The sequence below is a fragment of the Arthrobacter sp. B0490 genome (assembly GCF_002929355.1).
Classification (GTDB): domain Bacteria; phylum Actinomycetota; class Actinomycetes; order Actinomycetales; family Micrococcaceae; genus Arthrobacter_D.
On sequence record NZ_PJIR01000010.1, the window covers coordinates 92080 to 106252 of the forward strand.

General features: G+C 69.6%; 13 protein-coding genes. 9 read left to right on the plus strand and 4 right to left on the minus strand.

Going from position 1 to position 14173, the window contains the following annotated elements:
• The first annotated feature begins 297 nt into the window (after nt 1–297).
• The 5 genes from CXQ97_RS14760 to CXQ97_RS14780 all read left to right on the plus strand — a co-directional run bounded on the left by CXQ97_RS14760 (nt 298) and on the right by CXQ97_RS14780 (nt 5535).
• The gene (locus CXQ97_RS14760; protein ID WP_104181630.1) at nt 298–1539 is read left to right on the plus strand and encodes an extracellular solute-binding protein; all 1242 of its coding nucleotides are present in this window, start codon (nt 298–300) and stop codon (nt 1537–1539) included.
• 65 nt (nt 1540–1604) lie between these two features.
• Nucleotides 1605–2531 (plus strand): carbohydrate ABC transporter permease, encoded by a 927-nt coding sequence (locus tag CXQ97_RS14765; protein WP_104181631.1) that lies wholly within the window; start codon nt 1605–1607, stop codon nt 2529–2531.
• Between the two features lies 1 nt (nt 2532).
• Nucleotides 2533–3441 carry a carbohydrate ABC transporter permease gene (locus CXQ97_RS14770; protein WP_181035085.1) on the plus strand — a complete coding sequence of 303 codons (909 nt, stop codon included), beginning with the start codon at nt 2533–2535 and terminating at the stop codon, nt 3439–3441.
• Nucleotides 3438–4199, plus strand: a complete 762-nt coding sequence (locus tag CXQ97_RS14775) for a copper homeostasis protein CutC (protein WP_104181632.1) — start codon at nt 3438–3440, stop codon at nt 4197–4199. The genes CXQ97_RS14770 and CXQ97_RS14775 overlap by 4 nt, the downstream gene beginning before the upstream one ends.
• An 85-nt stretch (nt 4200–4284) precedes the next feature.
• A complete protein-coding gene (locus CXQ97_RS14780) occupies nt 4285–5535 on the plus strand; it encodes a CynX/NimT family MFS transporter (protein ID WP_104181633.1) in 1251 nt (416 codons plus the stop codon).
• 51 nt (nt 5536–5586) lie between these two features.
• Here the strand turns inward: CXQ97_RS14780 and CXQ97_RS14785 are convergent, their stop codons facing one another.
• Nucleotides 5587–6816 (minus strand): MFS transporter, encoded by a 1230-nt coding sequence (locus CXQ97_RS14785; protein WP_258062620.1) that lies wholly within the window; start codon nt 6814–6816, stop codon nt 5587–5589.
• 356 nt (nt 6817–7172) lie between these two features.
• On the opposite strand from CXQ97_RS14785, the gene CXQ97_RS14790 reads away from it, so the two are divergent.
• The 3 genes from CXQ97_RS14790 to CXQ97_RS14800 are packed head-to-tail and all read left to right on the plus strand — an operon-like array spanning nt 7173 to nt 9829.
• Nucleotides 7173–7781 (plus strand): DUF308 domain-containing protein, encoded by a 609-nt coding sequence (locus CXQ97_RS14790; protein ID WP_104181635.1) that lies wholly within the window; start codon nt 7173–7175, stop codon nt 7779–7781.
• Between the two features lie 45 nt (nt 7782–7826).
• On the plus strand, nt 7827–8198 hold the full coding sequence (locus tag CXQ97_RS14795) for a hypothetical protein (RefSeq protein WP_181035086.1): 372 nt from the start codon (nt 7827–7829) through the stop codon (nt 8196–8198).
• A gap of 29 nt (nt 8199–8227) precedes the next feature.
• Nucleotides 8228–9829 carry an AAA family ATPase gene (locus CXQ97_RS14800; protein ID WP_104181636.1) on the plus strand — a complete coding sequence of 534 codons (1602 nt, stop codon included), beginning with the start codon at nt 8228–8230 and terminating at the stop codon, nt 9827–9829.
• An 80-nt stretch (nt 9830–9909) separates the two neighbouring features.
• On the opposite strand, the gene rox is transcribed toward CXQ97_RS14800, so the two are convergent.
• Nucleotides 9910–11334: a rifampin monooxygenase gene (rox, locus tag CXQ97_RS14805; protein WP_104181637.1), complete on the minus strand. Its 1425-nt coding sequence runs from the start codon at nt 11332–11334 to the stop codon at nt 9910–9912.
• Nucleotides 11335–11511: 177 nt separating this feature from the next.
• Nucleotides 11512–12057 carry a CGNR zinc finger domain-containing protein gene (locus tag CXQ97_RS14810; protein WP_104181638.1) on the minus strand — a complete coding sequence of 182 codons (546 nt, stop codon included), beginning with the start codon at nt 12055–12057 and terminating at the stop codon, nt 11512–11514.
• A 55-nt stretch (nt 12058–12112) separates the two neighbouring features.
• On the opposite strand from CXQ97_RS14810, the gene CXQ97_RS14815 reads away from it, so the two are divergent.
• Entirely contained in the window at nt 12113–13120 is a 1008-nt protein-coding gene (locus CXQ97_RS14815; protein ID WP_104181639.1) for a DMT family transporter, read from the plus strand.
• A gap of 67 nt (nt 13121–13187) precedes the next feature.
• On the opposite strand, the gene CXQ97_RS14820 is transcribed toward CXQ97_RS14815, so the two are convergent.
• Entirely contained in the window at nt 13188–13889 is a 702-nt protein-coding gene (locus tag CXQ97_RS14820) for an ANTAR domain-containing protein (protein WP_219815432.1), read from the minus strand.
• Between the last annotated feature and the right edge of the window lie 284 nt (nt 13890–14173).

The window sequence follows — 14173 nt, forward strand, 5'->3', positions numbered from 1 at the left end:
GAGCTCGAAGCGGGATCGATCCATGATCACTCATGATTGCTTTCTCTGTCCAGAGATCACGGCCGATCATCGAGGCGTGACGGCAGGAGGGCCTCCGCCTCGTGTTTCATTCATGTTGCGTCTTCCCGGAATGCTTGACCTGAGACGTACGTCACGGCATGCTATGGATGACCAACTGCTCGGTGCTGATTGCTCGATCATGTTATTGATCAAATTCACTCATTAGCCGGTCGGAGTCGGACCTGTGGGATCTGCGGTGCATGGGCGTCCCGGACCATCTCGAAAAGGAATCAAGCGATGAAGAAAAGACTGAGGATGAGCATGGTGGCGATGGCCGCCGTCGGGACACTCGCTGTGTCGTCCTGCGGGTTCGGCGGTGGCGGATCGGCAGAGGCGGAGGGTGAGGGGACGACGCTGAACATGCTGGTTCCCAGCTACTCCGATGGCACCAAGGCCCTCTGGGAGGGTGTGATCGAGGATTTCGAGGCAGCCAACGAAGGCGTCACGGTCAATCTGCAGATCGAGTCCTGGGAGAACCTGGAGTCGGTACTCCAGACCAAGATCCAGGCAGGAGAAGCACCCGACATCTACAACGGCGGCGCCTTCTCGGCCTTCGCCTCCGAGGGCCTGCTCTACTCCGCCGAGGACATCGCATCGGAGGACACGCTCGCCGACTTCCAGGAGTCGTTCGTCGAGAACGAAAGCCTCGAGGGCACGCAGTACGGGCTGCCCCTCCTCGCGTCCGCCCGCGCACTGTTCTACAACCAGGACCTGTTCGACGCCGCCGGTGTGGAGGCGCCTCCCACGACATGGGAGGAGCTGAACGACGCCGCGGCGAAGATCACGGCCACGGGCACGCCCGGATACGGCATGCCGCTCGGTTCGGAGGAAGCCCAGGGTGAGTCCCTCATCTGGTTCGCCGGCAACGGTGGCGGTTTCGGGGACGCGACCGAGATCACGGTGGACACCCCCGAGAACCTCGAAGCCGCCCAGTTCATGAAGAAGATGATCACGGACGGCGTCACACAGCCGGACCCGGGCGCAACGCAGCGCACCCCGATGATCAACGTCTTCATGCAGGGCCAGATCGGCATGGTCTACGCCCTTCCCCAGACGGTCGGCCAGATCGAGGAAGCCAACCCGGACCTCAACTACGGCATAGCCAACGTCCCGACCAACACCGGAGAGCCCGCCACCCTCGGCGTGGCCGACCGCCTCCTGGCCTTCAAGAACGACGAGACGAAGCAGGAAGCCATCACCTCCTTCATGGACTTCTTCTTCGCCGAGGACCAGTACGTGAGCTGGGTGGAGACCGAGGGCTTCCTCCCCTCCACGAAGTCGGGAGCCGAGGCCATGGCCTCGAACGAGACGCTGAAGCCGTTCCTCGAGATGCTGCCGGATGCCGAGTTCTACCCGACCTCCAACCCGGCGTGGAACGCCACCGATGGCGCCTTCAAGTCGCTCATGGGCCTGCTGGAAACACAGGAACCCGCGTCCGTGCTCGAGCAGATCCAGGCGAAGGCCGACGCCGCCGCCTGAGGCACCGACAGGAGGGGGGCCGGCGTCGCGTCGGCTCCCCTCCTGTCCGAGTAGAACGGGACCCCATGAGTACCTTCCAGCAGCCTCCCACCACGCGCATCCGGACGGAACGTGGCCAGAACAGGGAGAGCCTCGTCGCAGCACTTCCCTGGATCGGTCCGGTCCTGATCCTGATCTTCGGGGTCGTCCTGTTTCCCGCCGCCTACATGATCTACAACTCCACCCGGCGGATCAGCCAGGCGGGAACCGACGTCGAGGGCGTCGGGTTCGCCAACTTCAGCAGGGTGCTGGCCGATCCGAACCTGCCCCGGATCCTCCTCAACACGCTGGTATGGGTCGTCGTGGTCGTGACGGTGACGGTCATCCTCTCGCTCGCACTCGCCAACTTCCTCAACAAGCCGTTCCCCGGGCGAACCCTGGTCCGCATGGCGGTGGTGGTTCCCTGGGCGGCGAGCGTGGTCATGACGACGACCGTCTTCTACTACGGGCTGGACCGCGACTACGGGATCATGAACACCTTCCTCGTCGACATCGGGCTGCTCGACAGCCCCTACGGCTTCACGAAGAACGTCGCGACGGCCCTGGGTGCGGCGATCGTCGTCGGGATCTTCGTCTCCATCCCCTTCACCACCTACACCCTGCTCGCGGGACTCCAGGCGGTACCCGGGGACATCCTCGAAGCCGCGAAGATGGACGGTGCCGGCAAGGTACGCACCTACTTCCTGGTGGTCCTGCCCCAACTGCGCAGCGCCCTCGCCGTCGCCGTGCTCATCAATGTCATCAATGTCTTCAACAACCTGCCGATCCTGCGCATCATGACCGGCTCGCTTCCCGGCTACAGCGCCGACACCCTGATGACGTACATCTTCAAGGTCCTCCAGTTCGACCGGCGTCTGGACCTCGCGAGCGCCCTGAGCGTGATCAATTTCGCCATCGTGATCGTGATCGTCGCGGCGTACGTGAAGATCGTCAAGCCGATGAGAGAGGACTGACATGGCCATCGCACCAGCACGAACAGTTCCGGTTCAGCCGTCTCCCCAGCCGAGGACCAGGAAGTACGGTGCCGACGGCGTCAGCCGGCGCACGATGGTGGGCCGGATCGTCGTCGGCGTCCTCGTCGCGATCCTCTTCCTCGTCCCCTACCTCGTCATGCTCGTCGGGTCGCTCAAGACGAGGTCGGAGATCCTCGCCGTCCCGCCCCGTTACTTCCCGCAGGACGGCCTGCAGGTCGGCAACTACCTCACGATGTGGTCGACCCCCGAGACGCCCCTGACGTACAACCTCATCTCCACGGTGGTCATCGCCGTGTTCGCGACCCTGCTCGTCCTGCTGGTCGCCACCCCGGCCGCCTACTACACGGCCCGCTTCAATTTCCCGGGCAGGATGGCGTTCCTGTTCCTCGTGATCGTCACCCAGATGCTGCAGCCGGCCGTGCTGACGGCGGGGCTCTTCCGGCAGATGCTGGTGCTCGACCTCAATGACACCTGGGTCGCCATGATCCTGATCAACGCGGCGTTCAATCTGTCCTTCGCGCTGTGGATCATGCACAGCTTCTTCGCCGGGATCCCGAAGGAAGTCGACGAGGCCGCGCAGTTGGACGGGGCGAGCCGCCTGGCCGTGCTCTTCCGGATCAACCTGCCGCTCGTGTGGCCGGGGATCGTGACGGCGATCATCTTCACGTTCGTCGCCTCCTGGAACGAGTTCGCCGCCAGCCTCGTCATCATGTCGACGGCGGAGAACCAGCCGCTCTCGGTCGCCCTCACCAAGTTCATCGGCCAGTACGCGACGAGCTGGCAGTACGTGTTCGGCGTATCCATCGTCGCCATCGTTCCCGTGATCGTCCTGTTCGCCCTGATCGAGAAGCGGCTCATCGGAGGCCTGACCGCGGGATCGGTGAAGTGACGTCACCCGACCCGACGCCGCCTGCCGTCGAGATAGCCGTCACGTCGCCGGCCGGGGCGCGGGCGGCGATCGCGGGAGGAGCGGATCGGGTCGAGCTCTGTACCGCCCTCGAACTCGGCGGGCTGACGCCGAGCCTGACGATGACCGAGGAGGCCGTCGCCACGGGCATACCGGTACAGGTGCTGATCCGCTGCAGGCCGGGCGGTTTCGTCTACTCCCCCGAGGAGATCGGCTGGATGGCGGACGAGGCTGCCCGGGCCGTCGTCGCCGGCGCGGCGGGCGTCGTGATCGGTGCCCTCACGACGGACGGGCGGATCGATCTCCCCTCGCTCCACCGGCTCTCCGCAGCCGCCCGCGCCGTCGACCCCGGGACACAGGTGACCTTCCACCGCGCCATCGACCAGCTCCGGGATCCTGCAGCACACCTCGAGGACCTCGCCGCAGCCGGCATCGACCGCATCCTCACCTCCGGAGGTGCTCCCACCGTCGACCTGGGGCTGCGGCAGATCGCAGCGATGCTCGACCGCGGGACGGGCATCGAGGTCATGGCCGGGGGCGGGATCTCGCCGGAGACCCTGCGCAGTGTCCTTGCCGTCGGGGTGCACGCGGTGCACCTGTCGGCGAAGAAGGCGGTGCGGCAGACGTCCCCGCACTGGATACCCGTGGGGTCCACCACCGCGGCCGACGGCGACGTCCACTATCGGACGGACGCATCCCTCGTCCGGGAAACGGTCCGGACAGCACGCAACTCCGGTTAGCGTGAGGTGCCACGCGGGAGGGGGCTCCTGACCCCCGGGCGGCCTGCGATCCGGGGAGTGTGCCCGCCCGCGTAGGCTGGAATCGATGAACATCCCCGCCCGATCGCGTTTCCCGGTGCTGCTCCTGCTGGGCATCGTGTTCATCGGCTTCATCCTCCGCGGACCGATCGTGGCCGTCGCTCCCATCACGGGCCGGATCAGCGATGAGCTGTCCCTGAGCGCCGCCCAGGCAGGGCTGCTGACGACGCTGCCGGTGCTGTGCTTCGCCGTCATGACGCCCTTCGCCTCCCTGTTCGTGGGGAGGGCCGGTGCGAACTTCGCCACGACGACGGCCATCCTCGGCGTAGGAGTCGGTTCCATCGTCCGGTCGGCGGGCGGGCTGGACGCCACCGTCGCGGGCACCGTCATCATGGGAGCCTTCATCACGATCGGCAACGTGGTTCTCCCGGTCATCATCCGCCGGGACATCGCGCCCGGGCGGGTCGGCATCGTCACCGGTGCCTACACGTCGGCGCTGAACGTGAGCTCGATGATCACGACCCTCGCCACGGCGCCTCTCGCCGCCGCCTTCGGCTGGCGCGGGGCGCTGCTGACGTGGATCGGGTTCGTCGTCGCTGCTGCCGCCGTGTGGCTGAAAGCCATCGGGCCGGACGCGGCGTTCCGGTGGGGGCCCCTCGAGCCGGCCGCGGAATCGGCCGCAGACGAGACCGTCGCGCCCGACACCCATGACACCCGTGCCCCCGAGCTCCCGGTCGCGAAACCACGGACCTGGCTCAGCCTCCCGGCTGTTCTCCTGTCGCTGACTTTCGGCGCCCAGGCGTTCTCCTACTACGGACTCACCGCGTGGCTCCCGACCATCCTCGAGCAGGAGCTCGGCTACTCGGCCGGGCAGGCCGGGACGAGCTCGTCCATCTTCCAGATCGCCGCCGTCGTCGGCGCGCTCGGGGTGCCGATGCTCTCCTCACGGCTGGGGGTCCCGAGGACCTTCGCCCTCGTGTCGGCGCTGTGGATCAGTTGTCCGGCGGGACTCCTGCTCGCTCCCGCCGGCTGGCCGGCCTGGGGCTTCCTGGGTGGTGTGGCCCAGGGAGGAGGCATCACGATCGTGTTCATGCTCGTGGTGCAGCTCGCGCTCAGCGGCACACATGCCCGCCGGCTCTCGGCCATGGTGCAGGGTGCCGGTTATGCCGTCGGCGCCACGGCCCCGTTCCTCGTCGGCGCCGTCCACGACGCCACCGACGCCTGGGCGTTACCGATCGTCGTCGTCCTCGCCGCGACCGTCCTCTTCGCAGCCGCCGGGATCGCAGGGTGCATCCGCGCCGGCGTCGCGCGTCGGTGACGGCGAGGGGCCGGACCGGACTACGGTGCCGGATGCTCCAGCGGTCGATCCCTACCGGAGGTTCCGCCGAGAGGGCGCGCCTCCACTCGCACCGCGGAGAGCGATGGCGGCCAGGAGCGCGGCGAGTCCCGCCAGGGCTGTGGTGAAGGCGACGACGCCGGGCCACCCGAACCGACCGAAGAAGAGGCCGCCGGCCCACCCCACCGCGCTGGATCCGGCGTAGTAGGCGAAGTTGTAGAGACTCGCCGCCTGTGCGCGGCCCTCGGTGGCGAGCACCGCCGTCCACCCGGAAGCCACGGAATGGGCGGCGAAGAAGCCGCCGGTGAAGATGACGAGCCCGACGACGACGAGGGGGAGGTGCCCGGCGAGTGTCACGGACAGCCCCGCCACCATGACGAGAATGGCGGAGAGCAGCACGGGGAGCTTCCCGTGCCTTCCACTGAGGTCACCGGCGACGCGGGACGTCACCGTCCCTGCAAGGTAGGCGAGGAACAGGAGACTGACGACGGATGCCGGCAGCAGGTAGGGCGGAGCCTCGAGCCGGAACCCCAGGTAGTTGTACACCGCGACGAAGGCACCCATGAGGAGGAAGCCCTGCGCGTAGACGGCCAGCAGGGGAGGGGACCTCACATTCATCACGAGGCGGGCGAGGAGCGACGGTCCCTGCCCGCGGACCGTCGGGACGAAACCACGGGCGTGGGGAGCCAGGAGGAGGAACGTGACGACCGCGCCGCCGGCCAGGAGGCTGACGCCCAGCACACCGGCCCGCCACCCCAGCGCGTCCCCGATGAAACCCGCGACGAGCCGCCCGGTGAGGCCGCCGAGCGTCGTCCCGGCGATATAGGTACCGGCCGCAACGGCGACATGGCGTTTCTGCACCTCTTCGTGAAGGTAGACGAGAGCTGTCGCCGGCACGCCGCCGAGCGCGATCCCCTCCAGGAGGCGCAGCCCGATCAGCACGGGGAACGACGGCGCCACCGCGCCCAGCAGGCCCAGGACGACCGCCGCGCTCATCGCCCAGGCGATACTCCGCCGGCGCCCGATCCGGTCGGCGACAGCGGACCAGGGGATCACCGCCAGGGCCAGGCCGAGCGTCGCCGCGGAGACGGACAGCGCGGCCTGGGAAGGGGAGACGTCGTACTCGGAGGCGACGGCCGTCAGCAGACCCTGGAACGAGTACAGCTGCGCGAAGGTCGCCAGTCCCGCGAAGACGAGGGCGAGCAGCATCCTGCGGTAGGCCGGCGAGTCCTTCGCGTGACCGGGCCAGGGACCGTCACGCATCGACGCGACGACCGCCCGCCGCGGCGATCCGAGGGGGCCCCGAGGTCGGCGGCCCGCCGGGCCGCGTCGGGACCCTGCTCCCGGCTTCCCCGGCCGGGGTCGATGGTCCAGGGATCAGCACCACGATTCCTACGTCCTCCGTTGCAGGGACAGTCCGACGCCCGGTGGTCGCCGGTCGTACCCGAGCGACGGGTCGGTCTCCGCCGAGGACGTCGACGACGACCTCCCTGCATTCTTCCCCATGCACCCGCACGCCGACCCGATCCTGCACGTCGAGGCCCGATGAGGCCGGCCGGACGGAGGACTAAGCTGGTCGGGCCGGAGACCGCCCGGCCCCGCTCCCAGAGAGGCCCTTGATGGCAGCTGCATCGTCCGCACCGGGCGCCGGTCCCGACACCGCCGAGCTCCGGGTGTGGAAACCGTTCCTGGCCCGCGCCGTCGTGAGCGCCCTGTTCGGGCTGGTGACCATCTTCTGGCGCGATCCGTCCACGCTCGTGATGTCCGTGGCGGGCGGGCTCTACCTCCTGCTGAACGGCGCGGCCTACCTTTGGACGCACCGCATGGAGCACTGGGGGCCGCCGCACAGGCTGCCCGACGTCGGCGGGGGGCTGCTCCTCGGAGCCGGGATCGCGAGCCTCGTCTTCCCCGACGGCCGCAGCTTCGCCTTCGCGGGGGCCGTCGCGCTGGTGGTCGCGGGCGCCGCCGAACTGGTCCGCGGGCTCGCCCTCCGCACCCATGCGGCATCGCGGGACCTCGTCGTCGTCGGCAGCGTGGCGATGATCACGGGCGGCATCCTGCCGTTCGTCGAGCAGCTCGGGGCGCACGCCCTGCTCGGCGTGACCGGCGGCGGCGCGCTCCTCACCGCCGTCGTGCTCGGTATCGCTGGCCTCAGCTACCGGCACGATTCAGCGCTCAGCGCATCGTCCGCCTCCGGCGTCCAGGGCGGACCGGACCCCGTAAACTAGAGGCTCTACGTCTCGTAGAAATATCAGGAACCGGAAGGAGTGCCCGTGGCCAACCGCCAGCCGGGGAAACCCACGCAGGGACGATTCCGCCACGGCATCAAGGCACCCCTCGTCTTCTCCGCCGTCCTGGCCGTGGTGGCCGGCGTCGCGACGTCGATCTTCGCCACGGGAGGTGGCTCCAAGGAGCTGCGCGTCGATCTGGGCCTCACGGCGGCCGGGATCGCCTTCATCGCCTCCCTCGTGATCTGCGCGATGCTCATGATGGCCGAGACGCCCAATGCCGAGCACCTCAGCAAGGGATCCGGCATCAACCGCTCGACGGCGAAACCGGATCCCCAGAACCCCTCCCCGGAGCCCGCCCCCGGGCCGGATGACGAACCGCGTTACGGGGAGCGGCTGCCGAAGCAGGACAGCTGACCCCTTGACGTCCCTGTTAGCCTCCCACCATGGGGGATGACCTGGCAGGATTCGTTCGGGATTTCGGTGCGCTGGCACGGATGGCGCTGGAGGCGCAGCCCCGCTCGGCGCGCGGACGGGAGCTCGTCGACACGCTCTCGGCGCATCTCCGGGCCGAGCCCGGCAGCGTGCCCGTCGTGGTCGAGGAGGTCCCGCCCCACCGTTTCGTGGACGCGGACATCGTCCTCGCGTCGCTCACGGCGGACGGCCGCTGCGTGGGCATCGGTGGCGGCGACCAGCGCCATCACATGTCCTTCAGCGACATGATCCAGCAGTCGGAGGCCTTTCCGAACTTCCCGTTGTCCCAGCCCGACTACGCGAACCTGCCGATCGGCCCTGACGAGCAGCGGCAGGCGGTGGCCTTGGGCCTCCGCCTGTTCGAGCGGGACGGCGTGCCCCTGGCGGTCCTGCAGCGCAACGCGGAGCCGCGCTACGGCCGGCAGACGGCATCCCTCGAGGTGATGAGCGGAGATGCCGACGCCGTCACCGGGTTCCTCGCCGAGTTCCGGCGGAGGATGCAGCGCGAGAGCGTGATGAAGGGGCAGGTGCTGTCCTTCACGGTCGAGGACTTCGGGCCGAGCAGCGCCGGCGTGACGTTCCACCACCGGCCCACCCTCGAGGCCGCCGACGTCATCCTCCCCGAAGGACTGCTGGAACGTGTCAGTGAGCACGCCCTCGGCATCGCCGCGCATCGGCAGGCACTGATCGCGGCCGGCCAGCACCTCAAGCGCGGGATCCTCCTGTACGGCCCGCCGGGCACCGGCAAGACCCACACCGTCCGGTACCTGCTGGGCGCGAGCGCGGGGACGACGGCGATCATCCTCTCGGGCGGGACGCTGCGGCATGTGGGCGAGGCGGCCAGGACGGCCCGTGCCCTCCAGCCGTCGATCGTGGTCCTCGAAGACTGCGATCTCATCGCGGAGGACCGCAGCTTCGGACACGGCCCGCAGCCCCTCCTCTTCGAGGTGCTGGACGCCATGGACGGACTCGACGATGACGCCGACGTCACCTTCGTGCTGACCACCAACCGCGTGGACATGCTGGAGCGGGCCCTCGCGCAGCGACCCGGACGGGTGGACCTCGCCGTGGAGGTGCCGCTCCCCGGGGAGCACGAGCGGGCAGCCCTGCTGCGCCTCTATGCGCGCGATCTCGCCTTCAGCGACGATGCCGTCGGCGCCGCCTCCGGTCGCACCGAGGGCACGACGGCGTCCTTCACCCGAGAGCTGGTGCGCCGCGCCGTCCTCGCGGCCGCACTGCAGGACGTGCCGCTCGCCGATCGGCACCTGCTCGCGGCGGTGGACGAGCTGATGGCCGACGGCGCGTCGCTGACGCGGAGCCTGCTCGGCAGCAACGACACGGATCGGGAGGACGGCGTACCGTCCGTCCATGGCTCCTTCGGGTACGTACCCGGGGCGGCCACCTACTCCGGGAGCTACTCCCCGGCGTACGGGTCCTCGCTGTCCCTGTCCTTCGAGGGGGAAGGGTTCGCCGACGGCTACGACGGCTCTCCCGACGGTATGCAGGGCGGCACCACGGCCGAGGACCCGCCCGGCAACGGGTCGGACGATCCCGCGGGCGACGGCGGTCGCTGACCCCGCCGGCCGGTTCGGCCCGTGGGGCGCTGCCCCCCGACGTCGTCTCGCGGATGTGGCCGCCGGTCCCGTCGGGGTTCCTACCCTGTGGGAGAGCCGAACCAGCGCCTCAACTGCACCTCGAGGCCCGCCTGGTCCCCGCCTGCCCAGGCCACGTGCCCGTCCGGTCGGAGGACGACGGCCGGCACGCCCAGCTCCGCGCTGCCGTCGACCCGGTCCACCCGGTCCGCCCACCCGGCCACCGAGAGCGTTCCGGCGCCGTCGAGCAGCAGGCCCCGGCCGCCGCGCATCAGCTCGTAGAGGCGTCCCCGGCCCAGATCGAGGTCGCGGAGCCGCCTGCCGAGCAGCTCCGGTCCGGGGCCGAAGTCGTACCGGACACCGAGGGCCGTGATCTTCCCGACGAGGTGGCGGCTGACGTCCTCGAAGTCCATCAGCTCCGCCATCAGGCGGCGCACGGCCCGCGGGCCGGGTCCCGGGGACAGCAGCTCGCTCTGCGCGCGGGTGTTGTCCAGGACGTCGGCGCCCACGGGGTGCCGTTCGGCGTGGTAGGTGTCCAGCAGTCCCTCCGGTGCCCGGCCGTCGATCTCGGCGGCCAGTTTCCAGCCGAGGTTGTAGGAGTCCTGGATCCCGAGGTTGAGGCCCTGTCCGCCCAGTGGCGGGTGGACGTGCGCGGCGTCGCCCGCCAGGAACGTCCTCCCCACCCGGTACCGCTCGGCCTGGTGCGTGGCGTCACCGAAGCGGGAGAGCCAGCGGGGTGAGTGGACGCCGAAGTCCGTCCCCGCGACCGCCCGCAGCTGCCGCTTCACCTCCTCGAGCGTCGGGGCGATCGCGCGGTCCTCCGTGACGCCCCCGGCGGGGACGACCACCCCGTACAGGCCGTCGCCCACCGGACCGACACCGAAGCCTTTCTGGGTCCGGCGGACCTCGTCCACGATGCCCGCCACCTCGTCGGGCGGCATGCTCGCCTCCATCTCGCCCCGCAACCATTCCGTCCTCGCCGGCTCGCCCGGGAACGCCACGCCGAGCAGCTTCCGGACCGTGCTGCGGCCGCCGTCGCAACCCACGAGGTAGCGCGCACGGAGCGCGGATCCATCGGCCAGGCCGACCGTCACCCCGCCCTCGTCCTCACACACGGCGACGAGCTCGCTGCCGCGCCGGATATCGGCGCCTTCCTCGGCAGCGTGCTCGGCGAGCAGGCGGTCGGTGATCGGCTGGGGGATGCCGAGGACGTAGGCGTGCGCGCTGTCGAGGTGCTCGGGCCAGGGCTTGTCGATGCCGGCGAAGTGACCGGCTCCCGGATGGCGCGTGCCGTGGGCGAGGAAGCGTTCGAGCAGCCCCCGCTGGTCCAGGATCTCGAGGCTGCGCGCGTGCAGGCCGAGCGACCGGACCTGCTTGGTCGGCTCGATCTCCCTCTCGAGGACGAGCACATCGACGTCGTGAAGCCTCAGCTCGCCGGCAAGCATCATCCCCGTCGGACCGCCGCCCGCGATGATCACCTCGGTCATGGATACGCTCCTTCGGAAGGGTGGTCACGGGCGCCCGTCCTGCACCGCCCACCGGGGCAGTTCCTCGCGCTCGCCACCGCAGCTCGCCATTCTGCCCCCGCACAGGGGCCTTGCGGCAAGATCCCCCCGGAGCCGTATCCTGATCACGGCAGGACAGCGACGGCTCCTCCCGATTCCTCAGGCGCTCCGCGCCTTCCGCGCACGGTAGGCCTTCACATGGGTGCGGTTCGCGCAGTTCCCGGTGTCGCAGAAGCGCCGGGAGCGGTTGCGGCTGAGGTCCAGCACCACGCCGTCGCAGTCCTCCGCAGCGCAGGATCGCAGGCGGTCCAGTTCGTGCCCGCGGATGACGTCCGCGAGGGCCATCGCGGCCTCGGTGGCCATGCGTTCCTCGAGCGGGGCTTCGGGCGCGGTCGCGTGGAGGTGCCAGTCCCACTCGTCATGCCTGACCAGCTGGGGGAGGGCGTTGGCCCGCCGGAGGATCGCATTGACGAGCGCGACGGCGTCGTCCTCCTCCGCGAACCAGATCACCTCCAGTTCGGCCCGCAGGGCGCGGACCGACTGCAACTCGGCGTCGGTGCGCGTCCGGGAGCCGGAGAACCGCTGCTCCTCGAGGAACCGGTCCAGGCCCTCGAGCGTGCCGAGCGGATCGGTGTCCTCCTTCGCCGTGTTGATGAGCGCGGCCGCGGACGAGAGCGCCACTTCCGTGTCATATGTGAAAAGCATGTTGACTCCTGACATTGCATCCCTCTACTGTCACGACCATAACCACTTCACACCCATGACACCAGTCATCGACCCGAAGGGAGCGGACGTGACCCTGCGCCCCGCCACCGGCCTCTGGATAGCCCTCATCTCCGCGGCGGCGTTCGGCGTCTCGGGTCCCTTCGCGAAGTCGCTCCTGGAGATCGGCTGGAGCCCCGGAGCCGCTGTCGGCCTCCGGATCGGAGGTGCCGCGGTCGTGCTCCTGGTGCCTGTGCTGATCGCGTTGCGGGGCCGCTGGTCCACGATGCGCGGCAACGCGCTCACCGTGACGATCTACGGCACCACGGCGATCGCCCTGTGCCAGCTGTTCTACTTCAATGCCGTGCAGCGCATGTCCGTCGGCGTCTCGCTGCTGCTCGAGTACCTGGCGCCCGTGCTGATCGTCGGGTTCCTCTGGCTGCGCTCCCGCAGGGCGCCCAACGCCCTCACGCTGGTCGGGTCCGTCACCGCGGTCCTCGGACTCCTGCTCGTCCTCGACCTCGCCGGGGATGCCCGGCTCGACCCCGTGGGCGTCCTGTTCGGCCTCGCAGCCGCCGTCTGCCTCGTGGTGTTCTTCCTGATGTCCGCGAGGGTCGACGAGTCGCTGCCGCCGCTCGTCATGGCCGGAGGAGGGATGGTGGTGGGCGCGCTGACCATCCTGCTGCTGGGCGTCACGAACATCATGCCGTTCCACTTCGTGTTCACGGATGTCCAGCTTGCCGGGCGGACGTACAGCTGGGTGGTGCCCGTGGCCGTCCTCGTCCTCGTGGCCACGGTGGCCGCCTACGTGACGGGTATCGTGGCGGCGCAGCGCCTCGGTTCCAAGGTGGCGAGCTTCGTGGCGTTGACGGAGGTGATGTTCGCCGTGCTCGCGGCGTGGCTGATCCTCGGCGAGCTGCCGGGCGCCGTGCAGTTGCTCGGCGGACTCCTGATCGTCGTCGGCGTGGTCTGCGTCCGATGGGACGAGCTGCGGTCGGCGTCCGGTGACGACGACGCGGCGGTCCTCGACCGTCCCAGTCCGGTGGAGCCGCTGCCGAAGCCGTGAGGGCGGCGGGGTCCTCGTCGAGCCGACCGCGTAGCGCGCCGCCGTCCCGTCGGAGCGGGGGAATGCTTCAGGTACGGCGACCGGGCTCGTGATGGTCCCGGGACGGGTCGGGGATGTCTTCCCGCCCCGAGTAGATCAGGTGCTCGGCGACCTTCACCAGTTTGAGGTTGGTGCGCGAGCTCTGGTCCTGCAGCATCGCGAACGCGCCGTCCGCGCTGACCTTGTGCCGTTCCATCAGGATGCCCTTGGCCTGCCCGATGGTGTCCCGGCTGATGACGGCCTGCTGCAGCTGCTGCAACTTGTCCAGTTTCTGTTCGAGGAGTGCGCGCGTGGCGTCCAGCTCCCGCCTGAGGGCGCCGCGTTCGTCGGCTTCCTCGTCGGCGGCCCGCGCCGCCTCGGCTGCGTCGAGGACTGCCAGCGCGCTCTCCCGAGGGCGTGCGATGAACGGTCCGGGACGTGACCCGGGCGGTGGCCCTGTTGCAGCCGGGAGATCGACCGCCGAGTGCGACGCCACCGCCTGGTGGGTGAGTTCCTCGACCGATGACAGGCCGAGAACCTCCATGGCCCGGTCCAGGTGCCCCTGGACCGTCCGTACGGGAAGGAAGAGGTCGGAGGCTATGTCCTCGCACGTGCGTCCGTCGGCGATCATCACGGCGACCAGGGCCTGACGGTCGCTCAGGTTTCCGGACGGGAGGCGACGCAGGCGCAGCGCCTCCGCGGGGGTGCGCCGACGCGCCGTGTCGGTGGAGTACTCGGATGCGGATGTCATGGGGGCCCCTGGTCAGCACGGCAGTAACGGCTCGGTGCCAGGGTCCGGGGCAGTAACTTAACGATGCGGGTCGCCGGCCCAGGAGTCAAGGTGGGGTGGAGCGGGGCGACAGGACGGGGCGTTGCCGCAGCGTCGCCGGGCGGGCCCTGAGGCCCGCGGATACGGCGGTGATCCTCCTGCAGCCTGACGTCGGTTCCGGTCGGTGTTTAGACTTCCACCGGAGGGTCGTCGGCCTCTCAGGCTCCGCGTACTCTTTCTGTGCACTGCTCGTGTTGCTTGGGGAA

Bases quoted from the DNA above. Each gene is read 5' to 3' on its own strand.
- CXQ97_RS14760 (WP_104181630.1), top strand. From the start codon at position 298: ATGAAGAAAAGACTGAGGATGAGCATGGTGGCGATGGCCGCCGTCGGG.
- CXQ97_RS14765 (WP_104181631.1), top strand. From the start codon at position 1,605: ATGAGTACCTTCCAGCAGCCTCCCACCACGCGCATCCGGACGGAACGT.
- CXQ97_RS14770 (WP_181035085.1), top strand. From the start codon at position 2,533: ATGGCCATCGCACCAGCACGAACAGTTCCGGTTCAGCCGTCTCCCCAG.
- CXQ97_RS14780 (WP_104181633.1), top strand. From the start codon at position 4,285: ATGAACATCCCCGCCCGATCGCGTTTCCCGGTGCTGCTCCTGCTGGGC.
- CXQ97_RS14785 (WP_258062620.1), bottom strand. From the start codon at position 6,816: ATGCGTGACGGTCCCTGGCCCGGTCACGCGAAGGACTCGCCGGCCTAC.
- CXQ97_RS14790 (WP_104181635.1), top strand. From the start codon at position 7,173: ATGGCAGCTGCATCGTCCGCACCGGGCGCCGGTCCCGACACCGCCGAG.
- CXQ97_RS14800 (WP_104181636.1), top strand. From the start codon at position 8,228: ATGGGGGATGACCTGGCAGGATTCGTTCGGGATTTCGGTGCGCTGGCA.
- rox (WP_104181637.1), bottom strand. From the start codon at position 11,334: ATGACCGAGGTGATCATCGCGGGCGGCGGTCCGACGGGGATGATGCTT.
- CXQ97_RS14810 (WP_104181638.1), bottom strand. From the start codon at position 12,057: ATGCTTTTCACATATGACACGGAAGTGGCGCTCTCGTCCGCGGCCGCG.
- CXQ97_RS14815 (WP_104181639.1), top strand. From the start codon at position 12,113: ATGACACCAGTCATCGACCCGAAGGGAGCGGACGTGACCCTGCGCCCC.
- CXQ97_RS14820 (WP_219815432.1), bottom strand. From the start codon at position 13,889: ATGACATCCGCATCCGAGTACTCCACCGACACGGCGCGTCGGCGCACC.